The following is a 14,744-nucleotide window of genomic DNA, read 5'->3' on the forward strand; positions in this document are numbered from 1 at the left end:
GTCCGTCATGGTGCGGACGCGTCCGCTGCGTGGTCTCGCGTCCTCGCCCTCGTCGGCGGCCGGCCGGCGGAGGCGACCGCGATGCGGGGTCGGCCGGTGATCGGATGGGTGTCGAGCACCGCGCGGACCCCAAAGACCCGGTGGACGAGCTCGGGAGTCAAGACGTCCTCGGGTGCTCCGACCGCCACGAGTCCGCCCTCCGCCATGACCGCGACCCGGTCGCAGTAGGAGACCGCGTGGTCGAGGTCGTGCAGCGCGGTCAGGGTCGTCATGCCCAGGTGCCGCAGCAGGTCCAGTACCTCGAACTGGGCCCGCACGTCGAGGTGGTTGGTCGGCTCGTCGAGGATCAGCAGCCCGGCCTCCTGCGCGAGGGCGCGGGCGAGCAGGACCCGCTGCTGTTCGCCGCCGGAGAGCGTGGCGAACGAACGCCGGGCCGCCCACCCCATGTGCACGTCCGCCAGGGCCTGTTCGACCGTGCGGCGGTCCTCGGCGCCGTCCCGGTCGAGCATCCCCTTGTGCGGGGTGCGGCCCATGGCGACCACCTCCTCGACGGAGAACTCGGCGCCGAGCACGGTGTGCTGGGTGACGATCGCGCGTCGGCGTGCCGCCTCCCGCGCCGACAGGTCCCACACATTCTCACCGCCGATGAACACCGCCCCGGCGGCGGGTCTCAGCACGCGGTACGCGCTGCGCAGGAGGGTGGACTTGCCGCTTCCGTTGGGGCCGACCAGCCCCATCATCTCGCCCGGGGCGACGTGCAACGACACGTCGGAGACGATGCGGGCGGCGGCGATGTCGATGCCGACCCCGGCGAAGTCGAGTCGCGTCATGTTCCCTCCGAACGTCTGGTGCGACGCAGCAGCCACAGCAGTACGGGGACGCCGATACCGGCCGTGAAGATGCCGACCGGCAGTTCGTCGGGCCGGGCGACGGTCCGGCTCGCGAGGTCGACGAGGACCAGGAAGACCGCCCCCACCAGCATGGACGTCGGCAGTACGCGCCGGTGTTCGGCTCCCACGGCGAGGCGGGCGATGTGCGGGATCACCAGTCCGACGAAGCCGAGTCCGCCGGCGACCACGACGACGGTCGCCGTCATCAGCGACGTCACCACCAGCAGCCGGCGCCGCAGGCGGTGCACGTCGACGCCGAGGCCGGCCGCCGCGTCGTCGCCGGTCATCAGCGCGTTGAGACCGCGGCCCTGAGTGAGTAGCCACAGGGTGCCCAGCACCAGCGCGGTCGTCGGCAGGCGCAGGTCGGCCCATTCGGCTCCCGCGAGGCTGCCCATGAGCCAGAACATGATGCCCGCGAGCTGGTTCGGGTTCGTCTGCAACTGCACGAAGCTCGTGGCCGCGACCGCGAGGTACCCGACGGCGACGCCGGCGAGGATCAGGCGGGTGTCGGTGAGCCGGCCGCTGCGCTGGGCGATCAGGAACACCGCGCCCATGGTGAGCACCGCCGCCACGAACGCGGCGCCGGTCACGCCGAGACCGTCGAGCGCCGCCGAGCCGGTCGCCACGACGAGGACGGCTCCTAGGGATGCGCCGGGGGTGATGCCCAGCATGTAGGGGTCCGCGAGCGGGTTGCGGACCAGCGCCTGAAGACCGACCCCGACGACGCTCAGACCGGCACCGACGACCGCAGACACAAGGACGCGCGGCATCCGGAGATCCCAGACGATCTGGTCCTGGAGCGGGTCCAGCCCGGCGGTGCGGCCCGTGATGTGCCCCAGGACCACACTCCACACGTCCCGGGCGGGCACGGTCACCGTCCCTGTCGACACCGCGACGGTGACGGACACCACGAGCGTCACGGTGAGCGCCGCGTACAGCAGACCCATCGCGCGGCCCGAGATCAGGTGCGGGCCGCGTGGCCGCGCAGCGCGGCTACTGAGGGTGCGCGGCATCGGCGATCTTCTCCACGGCGTAGACGTTCGCCGGTCCGATGAAGGCCCCGTCGGAGAGGTAGGTGTACGTCCTCGTCTGCGACGCCTTCCACTGCGGGTACTTCTTGAACAGCTGGTCGGCGAGCTGTTCCGCCTTGGCTTCCTCGGACGGGTAGGTCAGTCCGATCACGAGCACGTCGACCTCGGCGCTCGCCAGCGTCTCGGCGCTCAGGGTGGAGGTCAGGTCCGGGTCGGGTGTGTCGCTCGGGAAGGAGTTCTCGCCGCCCGCCTTCTCGATGATGTCGTCGTAGACACCGCCGGAGAAGACGGCGGGCAGGCTGTTCGCGCTCATCGACGCCATACCGGGAAAGGCCAGCAGTACCTTCGGACGGTCCGCGCCCGCGACGCGGTCACTGACGGCCGACACCCGTTTCTTGAGCCCGGCGACCACGTCCGCGGCCTTGTGTTGCACATCGAAGATGACACCCGTCTCCTCGATGAAGTCGTACGTGGACGCGATGGACTGCCGGTCGTAAGCCGCCTGGTCGGCGGCCGACGGATTCGTCGCTCCGTACGCGCAGTCGACCGGGTTGACGTAGGAGTTGATTCCGGCTTTCGCCAACTGGTCCCGGGTGGCGAATCCACTGGCGGCGTTGAATCCGCCGCTCCAGGTGGACACCACGAGGTCCGGTTTGAGATCGAGCACCTTCTCGGCCGGCACGTCGAAACTCTTGTTCCATGTGGTGCCCCCGGTCGGCAGCTTCGCGACCTCGTCGACCATACCGGGATCGTCGGATACGGTGACCCGTTGCGCGTTGGCGAGAACGTGGTCCTGGAGGCCGAGGAGAACGTACGCCTGCACCTCTCCGACCGACGCGCCGTTCATGATGAGCACCCGCTCGGGGGGCTTTTCGAACGTCACCTCACGACCACAGTTCTCGATGGTCAGCGGGTACGAGGTCTTTGTCGGCCCGGCAGCCTTCGTCGAGTCGACCGAAGCGCCCGCACCGAAATCCGGTGAGGCGCCGGAACCGCAGCCGGACGCCGCCAGCGTCAGCCCAACCACGGCCACCACAACGGCACACCGCCTGGCGGCCGGTCGCACGGAGCCAAGCAAGAGAGAGGGCATTCGTGTTTCTACTTCCCCATTCCGGACAGGCCCGACCACGAAGGTGGGCCAGATACTCAATTGAGAGTAGAAGCGCCCGGGCCAGGGCGTCTATGCCATAGAGAGTCATACAGACCAACAAATCTGCCACGGCCCGGACATCAATGTGCGACACGGCAGATCGAACCAGACTCCACCGGCATCATGAGGATCATGGATCAGTTACTGAATCCCGTACGGACGGGTATATCAAAGCCGTTCTACCGGGACGCAGCGGACGCGGATTCGAGGGGCGGCCGCCCGGCGGCATTGCGACGGTATTCCGTGGGCGAAAGACCGAGTTCACGCATGAAAGCACGACGCATCGCTTCTGGCGACCCGTATCCGCAACGGCGTGCGACACCGGTCACGCCGTCGCGCGTATCCGTCAACATCCGCTGCGCGGCCTCCAGGCGGATCAGATCCACGTATCGGCCAGGAGTGACGCCTACCTGCTCGGCGAAGGCACGGGCGAACTGACGGGGTGACAGACCCGCGCGTCGCGCCATCGCGGGAACCGTCAGGTCCGAGGCCAGATGCGCGGCAGCCCAATACTGGACCTCACGGAGCGGATCGGAACGTGCCATCTGAGCCGCGAGCTGTGTGCTGAACTGCGCCTGGTTTCCGGGCCGACGGACGAAGATCACCAGGAGCCGGGCAATCTCGTACGCCACCTCGTGACCGAAGTCCTCCTCGACCAGGGCGAGGGCGAGGTCCACGCCGGTCGTCACACCCGCCGACGTGGAGATCGAGCCGTCCCGCACGAAGATCGGCTCCGGGTCGACCGTCACCTGGGGGAACCGGTCCGCGAGGTAGTCGCAGCACTCCCAGTGCGTGGTGGCCCGGCGGCCGTCGAGCAGACCGGCCTGCGCCAAGAGGTACGCCCCGGTGCACACCGATACGACGCGTCTCACGCGGGGCGCCCGCTCACGCAGCCAGGTCACGAGTCCGCTGTCGACGTCGGCCACACCGGGCCCGCCCGGCACGAGCACGAGGTCGGGATCCGGAGCATGGGCCAGATCGAGGTCGGGCACCAGCCGCAGACCCCCGGCCGATCGCACGTCCCCACCTCCCAGCGAAGCCGTGCGTATGACGTAGGGCGGCACCTTCGCGCTTCCCGCAAAACGTGCCGCCGCCGAGAACACGTCCACGGGCCCTGCCACGTCGAGAGGCTGCACACCGTCGAACAGGATGACGAGAATGACCTGGGTTCTCACTCCGACCAAGCCGGCAATTCGCATCTCGTCCATCACACCGCCGCATCGCTCCGGTTCTCGTGGGAGGGCAGACACACATCCCCGCGGTGCTCTCATGGTGACACGGCTCCCACCACTCAGAAGCCGTACTCGGCAGGTGCGCTACGTGAGGATTCTCCCTCCTCCCCCCTGGAACTGGAGGGCCTCCGCGAGCGACGACACCCCTGCCGCCGAAGTGGCGACAGGACACCGCTCCCCTGTTGCGTCATCCTCCAGAGCAATGATCCGCATGTGTCCTTCAGTAGCGAGCTGCTGAACCAGCTTCTGCGCCTTCGCCCATTCGTTCTCGCGAGTGGCTGCTCGCTGTAGAGCCCAAGCCTGGCGGACACCCGCCAGCTCGATCCCACCGGCGCGCCTGAGAGAGCCTGACCAGAGCGCCCCAGGTTCTCGCCCAGGGACTTCTCAGGGACTTTCAGCTCCGTCCGAGGGACTTTCGAGGGACGTTTCACCCCCTGAATTGAGCGTTTGGTTCGCTGGTGTCCGTTTGGTTCGGGGTTGGGTGTCGCGCCAGTTGGTGGTGCTTTCCTGGGTGACTCGGCGGCTCATGAGGTCGATGGCGGCTGATCGGTGCGGGTGGGTTTCGTAGTCGCGGGCCAGGCGGCGGTGGTGCATGAGCCAGCCGTAGGTGCGCTCCGCGGTCCACCGCTTGGGCAGCGAGGTGAACCCCCTGGTCCTGGGCGCGCGTTGGACGATTTCCATGTCGATGCCGAGGCATGCGGCGTGCTCGACGAGGTGTTGGCGGTAGCCGCCGTCGACCCAGACCTTGCGGAGCGTGGGATGCGCGGCGGCCACCTGGTCGATCAGGTCGGTGCCGGCCACCGAGTCCTGCACGCTCGCCGCGGTGACCAGCACCGCCAGCAGTAGTCCGAGGGTGTCGGTGACGATGCTCCGCTTGCGGCCGGCCCACGATCTTCTTCGCCGCGTCCGTACCCTGCCCGGCGGCCGGGACGCTGGTGGAGGTCTTCACACTCTGGGCGTCGATCACGCATGCGGACGGCTCCGCGCTCTTGCCCGCCTTGTGCCTGAGCAGCCTGCGCAGCACGCCGGTGGTGCTGGGCGATGTCCGGTGGCCCCGGCGTCTGTCCGGCCGCACACGATGAACTGCAGACTTTGACCACTGGAGGTTGGCATGGACGGCAAGGCGCTCATCGACTACTTGAAGGCCCCCTCCCGCTATCCCCGGCACACGTTCCGCGGCGACGGGTCACTCGATCCGGTGAACATCGGGGGACCTCAACAGGGTCCTCGGAAGGGTCAGCCACTTCGTAGAGCGGCTGCGCCCGTGATCCTGCCGCTGTGTGGACGGTTGCCGACTTCGTAGCCTCAGCTTGACGTTTAACCTCGCAGGTCACTCGACCTGCTGATCTGCGGTTCTTTCCGGGACAGCGGGGGCGGCCGTTCTCCACGCTTCGAGATGTCGAGTCACGAAGCACGAGAGAACGGCCGCTGCTCATGAGTTTCCCTGCCGCCCCGCCCGCAAGCGAGGCGTTGGAGGTCTTGTCCCGCTTTCGGGTTGAGTTCTACGAGAGCCTGTACGCCCGCGCGGATGTGCTCTTCGAGCTGACCGACGCGGTGCTGTGCACCGACGGCCCGGTCAGGACGCTGGTCGAGCTTTCCCTCGCGCATGAGATGCGGCGCGGGCACGGTGCCCTGTACGCGGCTTTGGACAAGGGCTGGTGCGAACCGGCCCGCATGCGCCGGGCGCTGGCCGGCCTCCCGTTGCCCCGCGTCAGCGATGGCCGCATCGCGTTGGCGGTGGACGTCTCCAACTGGCTGCGTCCGGACGCGAACACCAGCCCTGACCGGCTCTTCTGCCACGTCCACGGCCGCCGCGCCGACCGCAGCTGCGACCAGCTGATCCCCGGCTGGCCCAACTCCTTCGTCGCGGCCCTCGAATCGGGCCGCACCTCCTGGTGCGCCCTGCTGGACGCCGTCCGCCTGGGGCCGGCCGACGACGCCACCACGGTCACCGCCGCCCAGCTGCGCGAAGTCGTCACCCGCATCATCGCCGCGGGCCACTGGAGGGGCGGCGACCCCGACATGCCGATCGTGATGGACGCCGGCTACGACAGCGCCTACCTCTCCCATGCCCTGGCCGACCTGCCCGTGGTCCTTCTCGGCCGCCTGCGCTCGGACCGCGTCATGCTCCGCGACGCGGGCCCGGCCCGTTCCGGCCCCCGGGGCAGGCGGCCGCGCAAGCACGGCGGCGTGCTGACCTTCGCCAAACCGGAGTCCTGGCATACACCCGAGGTCACCACGGTCACGGACACCACCCGCTACGGGAAGGCGGAGGCGATGGCCTGGGACCGCATGCACCCCCGCCTGACCCACCGCGGCCCCTGGCTGGAGCACGCCGCAGAGGAACTCCCGTTGCTGCACAACACGTTGATCCGGCTCGCCGTGGAACGGCTGCCCGGCGAGGCCGCCCCCAAGCCGGTGTGGCTGTGGTGCTCGGCCACCGGCGCCACCCCGGCAGGCGTGGACCTGTGGTGGCGGACGTTCCTGCGCAGGTTCGACATCGAGCACACCTTCAGAATGATCAAACAGACACTCGGCTGGACCGCGCCACGTATCCGCCACCCCGCCACGGCCGACCTGTGGACCTGGCTGATCATCGCCGCGCACACCCAGCTCCGCCTCGCCCGCCCCCTCGCCGAAGACCTACGCCGCCCCTGGGAACGCCGCGTGAAGGCCGAACGGCTGTCCCCGGCCCGCGTCCGGCGAGGGTTTCGCAACCTCCGCCGGAAGGCGGCCCGTCCCGCAGCCGCACCGAAACCGGGCAGGCCCGGCCCTGGACGTCCGCCCGGCAGCCGCAACCAGCACAAGGCCCGTATCCAGGACGTCGGCAAGACCGTCAAACGCGCCGAAACGATCAAGGAACACGAACAGCAGCGAGGTTGAACGTCAAGCTCAGAGCATGAGCCCTTCGCGGAGCGAGGCCAGGTGCTGACCGTGTCTCCACGCGAACACGCGCGCAAATGCCTTCGACAGGGGGACACAGTCATGCCGGGCCCGGGGGCCAGCGGCCCTCTTGCAGGACCGCGAAGAACATAACGGGGGGGGAAGCACGGGCGGAAGCGTACGACGCAGGTGCAAGAAGAGACGTCTCCCGCACCCGCACCGAAGGCTGCTCTCCCGGCGGCGAGCGCCAAGAAGCCGCGTGTGCCGGACGGGCAGGGGACTCTGTTCTAACAGCTCAGAGATTCGGGCGGATCATGGGTCGGCCGTTCCGCCGCTGGCGAACTCGCCTCGGTCGTGGTGAGTTGGGCATGCGGCGGCTACGGTGGGCGAATGTCTGTTCAACACACCAGTGAGGTCGAGCGGGTCGCGGCTGCCTGGCGGAAGGTGACCGGCTGGCTCGCCGAGCATGCGCCCGTCTCCCACGCTTCTCTCCTTGCGCCCGCGACGGAGGAGGAGATCTCCGCGGCCGACTCCCGCCTGAGCCATGCCGTCGGGTTCGGGCTGCCCACGGAATTGGCGGCGCTGTGGCGGCTGTGCGGCGGTGTGGAGCACCAGTACATCGAGGCCAATGAGGAAGCGGGCGAGGTCGGTTCGGGGGCGTTCCTGCCGGGCGGGGTTCTACTCGGCCCGGAGGATGCGCTCCGGCCGCGGCTGCCGGAGGTCGGGCGCGGCGATATGTGGGGCTCCGCGGTGGTGCCTTGGCTGACCGGCGACGAGGCAGGACCCGAGTCGGGGCTCTACGTAGGCGAGGACGGCGTCGGCTCCTGGTCGCTGCCGGACAATCTCGCGTGCGACAAGCCCGGGTATCCGTCGATCGCCGCCTATCTCGAGGCCGTTCACCGCACGCTCACCGAGGGGCCGGCCGACGCCATGGGCCCCGATGTGCCCGGCCTGGTGTGGGGCTGTCTGATCTGGGACGACCCCGAGGCACCTCTGCTGGACGATGCGTTGGAGCACTGGCGCCCCGTCCACTGACCGTGACTCTGCCCGGGGCCCGCCTGGCGAGCGGGCCCCGGGCAGAGTGCGGTGGCTACGGCTTCTTCATCTCGCAGACGAGAGTCGCCGCGCCGGTGTCGCAACCCTTGAACCACAGATCACCCGCGTCGATCGCGAACTCGTCGCCGTCGATGACCCGCATCTGTGAGAGGAACTCGTTGCCGTACTTGTTCATCGCGCCCTGGTTGACGTACCCCGACATCGAGGAACGGCCGCACTTCTCGCTGAACGTCGGCGCGTCGTAGCGGGTGTCATCCAGGAGGTGCTCACTGCCGTCGTCGACCTTCGCCGCCACAGTCTGGATGCACTCGTCACCCCGGACGCTTACGAGCCGAGGAGGAACGACAACTCGACGACGTCCTCTCCCGCTGCCCCGAACTGGCCGCACTGCGCACCCACGTCCATGCCTTCGCCCGCATGATCTGCGACCGCACCGGCACCGACCTCCCCGCCTGGATCTGCGCGGTCCGCGCCGACGACCTGCCCCAGCTGCACGCCTTCGCTGACGGACTCGAACGCGACTGGGATGCTGTCCTGGCCGGCCTCACCCTGCCCTGGAGCAGCGGTCCGGTCGAAGGTCACGTCAACCGGATCAAGATGCTCAAGCGACAGATGTATGGGCGGGCCTCGCTTCCGCTCCTACGCAAACGAGTCCTCCTTGCATGACGTTCTGTCACTGCTTCACGGAAATCTTGGCAGAGCCAGTCGCTGACGCCGCCGCGGGCCAGGACCTGGGGCCGGATCGGCCGCACGCCAGTGGTGCGGGTGCGCGGCCGGGGCTCCGGCCGGGTGTCGATGGCCGGGATGGTCTGCTACAAGTCGGGCGAGCGGTCCCGGCTGATCTACGCGGTCCGGGAGTACCACGGTCGCAAAGACGAGCCGAAGGGCTTCGGTTGGCGTGACCTGCGCGATTTGGTCGCGCGGGCTCACCTTCAGCTCGGTGGCCCGATCGTGCTGGTCTGGGACAACGTGCGGCTGCACCTGACCGCCGGGATGTGGGAGTTCACCGCCGCGAACGCGCGCTGGCTCACCGTCGTGCAACTGCCGACCTATGCGCCTGAGCTCAACCCGACCGAGGGCATATGGTCCCTGGTCAAGCGAGACATTGGCAACCTCGCCGCCGCCGACCTCGGCCAGATCACCCGGGCCATCAAGCATCGGCTCAAGCAAATCCAGTACCGCCCGCACCTGGTCGACGGCTGCCTCGTCGGCACCGGACTCATCCGGGACGGCTGAGTGGTGCGGTCGCCGAGGGCCAACAATCGTCTATTACGCCCGACCTGCACAGGCAAGCACCACCTGGCCGGCCTGGCATCCAGACTCCAATCCGTGGCCGTCCACCGGCGGTAGCGGTCCTCGACGAGCAGAATCCTGTCGGCTCCCGCCGAACAGAGGCGATACCGTTCCGCCGTGTGCATCTCAACAAGTGAGGCCGCCTTCTCCGGCACGATCGTGTACTGCGGGCGGCAGCACCACCCCGAGCACGGTCTCATCCACGTTCTGGGCTACCAGAACACCGCCGCTAACCTGGCGGACGGCCCGAACGCCATGCTGCTGCACCTGCCCACCCGGCAGCTCACCCCCCGGCACTTCCTCTCAGCCGGGCGCACCGCAGCCGTGCTGCACCGCATGGTCGCCGCCGTCGAGTCCGCCGCTGCTGCAGCCGACGGCATCGCGTGGATGGGCGGGGAACCCCAGCCCATCCAGGTCTTCGACCACGATGTCTACACGGTCGTCCTAGCCACCGACTCCACCGCGGTTCCCGGCGCGCTACTGCAGGTGCCGCCTCACCGGCGCCCCAACCTCGACCCGGACCTCCTGCGCTTCTACGCCGACCACTTCCCCGACCACACCATCGCCGTGTGCTGCTTCGACAACGCCGACGCGCAACGCGCCAAGCCCCTGCTGCTGTGGTACGCCCCCCTAAACCCGGACCGGCTGACCGTGCCGGCCCTGGACAGCCACACCGGAGCGGCGCCGGACCTCGACTCCGCGGTGCCCGTAGACCACTGGGTCCTGCTCTCCACCGATCAGGCCCCCTCGGGTTGGGGCGCACCCGTCGACTACCCCCGGGACATGCGCCACCGCCTTCGTGCCTTCCTCCCCACCGCCGTCATGGGTCGGCATTACGGCCGCGGGCAGTCCCTGCCCAACGGAGACTTCACCATCCACCACCGCGAGCTGCTCGCCGGCGACCTCGACCGCATCGAGCGCCTACAACCGAACCGCCGCTGAAGAGTTGGACGCACGAGAGGTCGCACGTCAGCCGAATCCGACATCACCCATTCAAGTCGGTAGCGGCAGACGAGTCGGGCTATACACCGGGTTCTGTTTGAATTTTAGCTGAGCGAAGACCCTTGCTTGCACCGTCGGAGCCCTGCGCTCCTGTCTGTTGCTCCGCCTCAACAAACGATTGTCACGCTTGGAGCAGAGGAAGCCCTACGCCCCCCCTTTCCATCGCGCTGTGAGGTTCCGCACTACGCGGCCAGCCTGTAAGGACTTGTCTGGGGCTCCCAAGAGAGGCGTTGCCCTACTGGGTGAGACAAATCCACCTCAGTACCCGACCGTGTGCGGATACCCGTTCGGAGAAGTCGGATCCGTGCTGTCAGTGCCCGACTCTTCGAAGCACCGCTGCGGGCCAGATCCCGGAGCCAAAGACTCAACGCCCAGGACGTTGACCGCATGAAGACGGGTCCGAGATCGGGCGCTGCCTGGAGGTAGAACAGAAATGCCGCCCGAGGTACTTCCCCTCGGCGTTCCCGCGCGATCGATTTCCGGCAGAGACCATCGAAATGGCAACCACAGAGGCATCCGTACTGCCCACTAGATTCAGCTTCCTTTGCCATCTCGACAGGGACACCGCCCATCCACCCCTTCCCGGATTCCAACGCCGCTTATATGCACAGCATCAGCGTCTGCGATTCGCACCAACACCTCGTCCGCCAAGAGAGTCTGTACGAACTCGTGCGATGTGGCAGCACAGGTACGTCGTTCTGCGGGCAATGCGTCGGCGATTGCTTGGTCGATCTGCCGATCCCGCGACGTGATCAGCCACGCTGCGCCGGATTTCGTCTTCTCCACCTGTAGTTCCGCCACCGCGCTCTCACACAGCCAGCGCTCTCCCGTTTGAGTCGCATCACTCATCTCGTCGTCGTGCATCACGCCCAGAGGATCCCGCATAAGCCTGGCTTGCGGAGGCCGACATCAGTTGGTAAGGAGCACGTGACTGATCGACCGCCGACAGCCTGACAATGAAGTCCCCCGGACAGCGCGCGTGCCGCCCCAGGGGCTTCTTCCCTACCGCAGGACCGTCGGATCGTGTTCGGGACCGTGTATGAAACCGGGCACCCAGCGAACGGGTGCGCTGGCCGGGAAGAGGGTCACCCTGACGCCGAAGTCGATCAACATTTCTTTTCGCATCTGCACGTCCGGAGCACGGAACCAAGGGTCGGCGACCGTCTCGCCCGTCGGCCTCCGGACCATGCCAGGAGCCCGCTGTGGCTCGGCTTCGAGCGCCGTCAGCTCCCGTCCCAGCGCGGCGTACCGGTCCCGGAACCACGCGGCGTCGTCCGGGGTCGTACAGCCCGGCTTCACGGTCGGCTCGCAGCCGTTCGCGGTTGGCCCGGGTCTCTGTAATACGCTCGGCGATGCCGTTGCCCGGGTCGTACACCGTCTCGTAGATCAGCCCGTCCCCCAGCTCCCGTAGGAACCACTCCTCGACGTATGCGTCGAGGAGGTGGGCGTTGATGAGCGGGGCGGGGCGGCAGTGCTGGGCCTGCAGCCAGCCCTTGTTCCGCGCTGTGCACGTGTAGCGCGGAGGGGCATCGCTCGATGTCTGGGTGTAAAGCCGCGTGTGGCACTGGCCGCACAGGGCAACGGTGGTGAGCAGGTATTCGCGGTTGGAACGGCGGGTCCAAGGGGCCTCACGCGAGAGGATCACGCTCCTGAGCGCCTCGTGCGTGGTCCGGTCCCACAGCCCTTCGCAGAGCCGTACGGGGTTGCCGTCCTCCATGCTGAGAACCGGCTTGTGGCGATGCATCAGGTACCCGAGGGTGGCCTCCGACAAGAGGATGTTCTTCAGGCTCTGCGGAGACCACGGCCGTCCCCCCTGAGGCTTGCCGTACATCACTGCCAGGTGATCCGCCGGTGACAGCTCTCCGGCACGGTTGAGGCGCGCGGCCTCACTGCTGCAGGTGACGTTCTCCGGATCGGCCAGGATCCGGCGGGCGACCTCCCGCAGCACCTCGGAGGCATGCGGATGCAGTTCGACGTGATCGATCTTGCCTCCCATCACCTTCCGCACGTACTGGAAGCCGTACGACGGCTTGCCCTTCGGACGGCCGGCGGCACGGGTCTTGACGGTGGCGTCGCGATTCCTGCGCTGGATCGCACGCAGTTCCATCTGCGCGCCCCAGGCCTCCATGGTGAAGCGGTTCTCGTCGGCGGGGTCGTCGAGGTTCCAGGCTCCGTCGTGCCCGTACGTGACGAGCATCTTCTTCTCGTCCCGCATCTTGTAACCGGTGTTCAGGCAGTCGATGACATTACGGCCGAGCCGGTCCACCGCTGCCGCGACCAAGCCGTCGTACGGGCCCTTCTCGTCACGGAGCCACGGGCCCAGGCTGGGGCGGGTCACGGGGTCCGTGGCGCCGGAGACCTCCCAGTCGTCCGCCCAACCGATGATGTGCGCCCCGACGGAGGCGGCGGCGGTGAGCACGTTCTCGCGCTGGCGCTCCGGCGAGGACGTCGCCAGCTTCACGCGCGACAGCCGCCGCACTCCGAGCAGGCACTTGCCGCATCCGTCGTAAGGACGTTCGACCGTATTGAGGTCCGTACCGCGCATTTCTTCTCTCCGTTCGAGCGCGCATGGTACGGAGATTCGGCGGCACGACCCAGCTGAACGATCTTGGTCAGCTGAGGAAGCTCAGACGAACCTGACGGTTGTCTTTAGCGATGTTGGTGTCGACCAGGCACACAGACTGCCAAGTCCCCAGTTCCAGCCGTCCGTCGATCACCGGCAGGGTCGCGTGTGGGGGCACGAGGGCGGGGAGGACGTGGTCGCGGCCGTGGCCGGGGGTGCCGTGGCGGTGTTGCCAGCGGTCGTCGGCGGGGAGGAGGGTGTGCAGGGCGGCGAGGAGGTCGTCGTCGCTGCCCGCGCCCGTCTCGATGACGGCGATGCCGGCCGTGGCGTGCGGGACGAAGACGTTGAGGAGACCGTCGCGGCCGGCCGCGGCCTCGCGCAGGAAGCTCTCGCAGTCGCCGGTGATGTCGAGGACCCGCTCCGAGGAGCCGGTGGTGAGGTGCAGGATCCGGGTGGTGAACGCTTCTGGCATGGGTCCCATCCTGACGTACGCGGCCGGTTGCGGCGGCGGGGTGCGCCCGTCGGTGGGAAGATCCGGTCCGGCCGCGCTGTTGGCAGTGCTGTGAACCGCGTACGCGAGACCGAGGTCGTCGTCATCGGCGCCGGACAGGCCGGGCTGTCCGCCGCCTACCACCTGCGGCGCACCGGGCTCGAACCGGAGCGTGACTTCGTGGTGCTGGACCACTCCCCCGGCCCGGGCGGGGCCTGGCAGTTCCGCTGGCCGACGCTGACGTACGGCAAGGTGCACGGGATGCACTCGCTGCCGGGCATGGAGCTGACCGGCGCCGATCCCGGGCGGCCGTCCGCGGAGGTCGTCGCGGAGTACTTCACGGCGTACGAGCGTGAGTTCGATCTGCGGGTGCGGCGGCCCGTCGACGTCCGTGCGGTGCGTGAGGGGCCGGGTGGGCGGCTGCTCGTCGGGACGTCGGACGGGGACTGGTCGGCGCGCGCGCTGATCAACGCGACCGGCACCTGGGACCGGCCCTTCTGGCCGCGCTACCCGGGGCAGGAGACGTTCCGGGGGCGGCAGTTGCACACGGCGGGGTACGCCGGCCCTGAGGAGTTCGCCGGGCAGCGGGTGGTCGTGGTGGGCGGGGGCGCCTCGGGCACCCAGCACCTGCTGGAGATCGCTCCGTACGCGGCCGCCACCACGTGGGTGACCAGGCGTCCGCCCGTGTTCCGGGAGGGGCCCTTCGACGAGGACGCGGGGCGGGCCGCCGTCGCGCTCGTGGAGGAGCGGGTGCGGCAGGGGCTGCCGCCGGAGAGCGTCGTGTCCGTGACCGGGCTGCCGCTGAACGACGCGGTCCGGGCCGGTCTCGACTCGGGCGTGCTGGACCGGCAGCCCATGTTCGACCGGATCACACCCGACGGGGTGGCGTGGGCGGACGGGCGACAGGTGTCCGCCGACGTCATCCTGTGGGCGACCGGCTTCCGGGCGGCCGTGGACCATCTGGCGCCGCTGCGGCTGCGGGAGCCGGGCGGCGGCATCCGCGTCGAGGGCACCCGCGCGGTCGCCGACCCCCGGATCCACCTCGTCGGCTACGGGCCGTCGGCCAGCACCGTCGGCGCCAACCGGGCCGGACGCGCGGCCGTGCGGGACATCAGGCGGCTGCTGGCCGGGGAGGAACGCCTGGCCGCCTGACG

The 14,744-nt window shown here is 68.7% G+C and carries 13 protein-coding genes and 2 pseudogenes; 6 read left to right on the top strand and 9 right to left on the bottom strand.

The window, feature by feature from the left end; all coding sequences use genetic code 11:
• Positions 1 to 5: 5 nt before the first annotated feature.
• From ACIQR3_RS35300 to ACIQR3_RS35320, 5 genes and pseudogenes are all read right to left on the bottom strand, one after another.
• Complete coding sequence (locus ACIQR3_RS35300; protein WP_403545276.1) at positions 6 to 830, bottom strand: ABC transporter ATP-binding protein; 825 nt, start codon at positions 828 to 830, stop codon at positions 6 to 8.
• Positions 827 to 1,903, bottom strand: coding sequence for a FecCD family ABC transporter permease (locus tag ACIQR3_RS35305; protein WP_403545278.1), 1,077 nt, complete (start codon positions 1,901 to 1,903; stop codon positions 827 to 829). The genes ACIQR3_RS35300 and ACIQR3_RS35305 overlap by 4 nt, the downstream gene beginning before the upstream one ends.
• Positions 1,884 to 3,071 carry an ABC transporter substrate-binding protein gene (locus ACIQR3_RS35310; protein WP_403545279.1) on the bottom strand — a complete coding sequence of 396 codons (1,188 nt, stop codon included), beginning with the start codon at positions 3,069 to 3,071 and terminating at the stop codon, positions 1,884 to 1,886. Before ACIQR3_RS35310 ends, ACIQR3_RS35305 begins: the two co-directional genes overlap by 20 nt.
• Positions 3,072 to 3,250: 179 nt before the next feature.
• A complete protein-coding gene (locus ACIQR3_RS35315) occupies positions 3,251 to 4,279 on the bottom strand; it encodes a GlxA family transcriptional regulator (protein ID WP_403545281.1) in 1,029 nt (342 codons plus the stop codon).
• 504 nt (positions 4,280 to 4,783) lie between these two features.
• Positions 4,784 to 5,330 (bottom strand): annotated as a pseudogene (locus tag ACIQR3_RS35320) (transposase); the annotation flags it as partial.
• A gap of 407 nt (positions 5,331 to 5,737) precedes the next feature.
• On the opposite strand from ACIQR3_RS35320, the gene ACIQR3_RS35325 reads away from it, so the two are divergent.
• Together ACIQR3_RS35325 and ACIQR3_RS35330 are read left to right on the top strand one after the other, a co-directional pair.
• Positions 5,738 to 7,186, top strand: a complete 1,449-nt coding sequence (locus tag ACIQR3_RS35325) for an NF041680 family putative transposase (RefSeq protein WP_403545283.1) — start codon at positions 5,738 to 5,740, stop codon at positions 7,184 to 7,186.
• 390 nt (positions 7,187 to 7,576) lie between these two features.
• On the top strand, positions 7,577 to 8,221 hold the full coding sequence (locus tag ACIQR3_RS35330) for a hypothetical protein (protein WP_403545285.1): 645 nt from the start codon (positions 7,577 to 7,579) through the stop codon (positions 8,219 to 8,221).
• A 55-nt stretch (positions 8,222 to 8,276) separates the two neighbouring features.
• Here ACIQR3_RS35330 and ACIQR3_RS35335 read toward each other — a convergent pair whose 3' ends face one another.
• Complete coding sequence (locus ACIQR3_RS35335; protein ID WP_403545286.1) at positions 8,277 to 8,537, bottom strand: hypothetical protein; 261 nt, start codon at positions 8,535 to 8,537, stop codon at positions 8,277 to 8,279.
• 17 nt (positions 8,538 to 8,554) lie between these two features.
• Here ACIQR3_RS35335 and ACIQR3_RS35340 point away from each other — a divergent pair.
• From ACIQR3_RS35340 to ACIQR3_RS35350, 3 genes and pseudogenes are all read left to right on the top strand, one after another.
• A pseudogene (locus tag ACIQR3_RS35340) lies at positions 8,555 to 8,908 on the top strand (transposase); the annotation flags it as partial.
• A gap of 42 nt (positions 8,909 to 8,950) precedes the next feature.
• Positions 8,951 to 9,478, top strand: a complete 528-nt coding sequence (locus ACIQR3_RS35345; RefSeq protein WP_403545326.1) for a transposase — start codon at positions 8,951 to 8,953, stop codon at positions 9,476 to 9,478.
• A gap of 174 nt (positions 9,479 to 9,652) precedes the next feature.
• Positions 9,653 to 10,477 carry a hypothetical protein gene (locus ACIQR3_RS35350; protein ID WP_403545287.1) on the top strand — a complete coding sequence of 275 codons (825 nt, stop codon included), beginning with the start codon at positions 9,653 to 9,655 and terminating at the stop codon, positions 10,475 to 10,477.
• A gap of 594 nt (positions 10,478 to 11,071) precedes the next feature.
• On the opposite strand, the gene ACIQR3_RS35355 is transcribed toward ACIQR3_RS35350, so the two are convergent.
• The 3 genes from ACIQR3_RS35355 to ACIQR3_RS35365 all read right to left on the bottom strand — a co-directional run bounded on the left by ACIQR3_RS35355 (position 11,072) and on the right by ACIQR3_RS35365 (position 13,572).
• Positions 11,072 to 11,404 (bottom strand): hypothetical protein, encoded by a 333-nt coding sequence (locus ACIQR3_RS35355; RefSeq protein WP_403545289.1) that lies wholly within the window; start codon positions 11,402 to 11,404, stop codon positions 11,072 to 11,074.
• Complete coding sequence (locus ACIQR3_RS35360; protein WP_403545291.1) at positions 11,379 to 13,082, bottom strand: recombinase family protein; 1,704 nt, start codon at positions 13,080 to 13,082, stop codon at positions 11,379 to 11,381. Before ACIQR3_RS35360 ends, ACIQR3_RS35355 begins: the two co-directional genes overlap by 26 nt.
• 67 nt (positions 13,083 to 13,149) lie before the next feature.
• Positions 13,150 to 13,572, bottom strand: coding sequence for a secondary thiamine-phosphate synthase enzyme YjbQ (locus ACIQR3_RS35365; RefSeq protein ID WP_403545293.1), 423 nt, complete (start codon positions 13,570 to 13,572; stop codon positions 13,150 to 13,152).
• 90 nt (positions 13,573 to 13,662) lie between these two features.
• Between ACIQR3_RS35365 and ACIQR3_RS35370 the strand changes: the two genes are divergently transcribed.
• The gene (locus tag ACIQR3_RS35370) at positions 13,663 to 14,742 is read left to right on the top strand and encodes an NAD(P)-binding domain-containing protein (RefSeq protein ID WP_403545295.1); all 1,080 of its coding nucleotides are present in this window, start codon (positions 13,663 to 13,665) and stop codon (positions 14,740 to 14,742) included.
• Positions 14,743 to 14,744 lie beyond the last annotated feature (2 nt).

It is taken from the genome of Streptomyces sp. NPDC090994 (assembly GCF_044768905.1).
GTDB lineage: Bacteria > Actinomycetota > Actinomycetes > Streptomycetales > Streptomycetaceae > Streptomyces.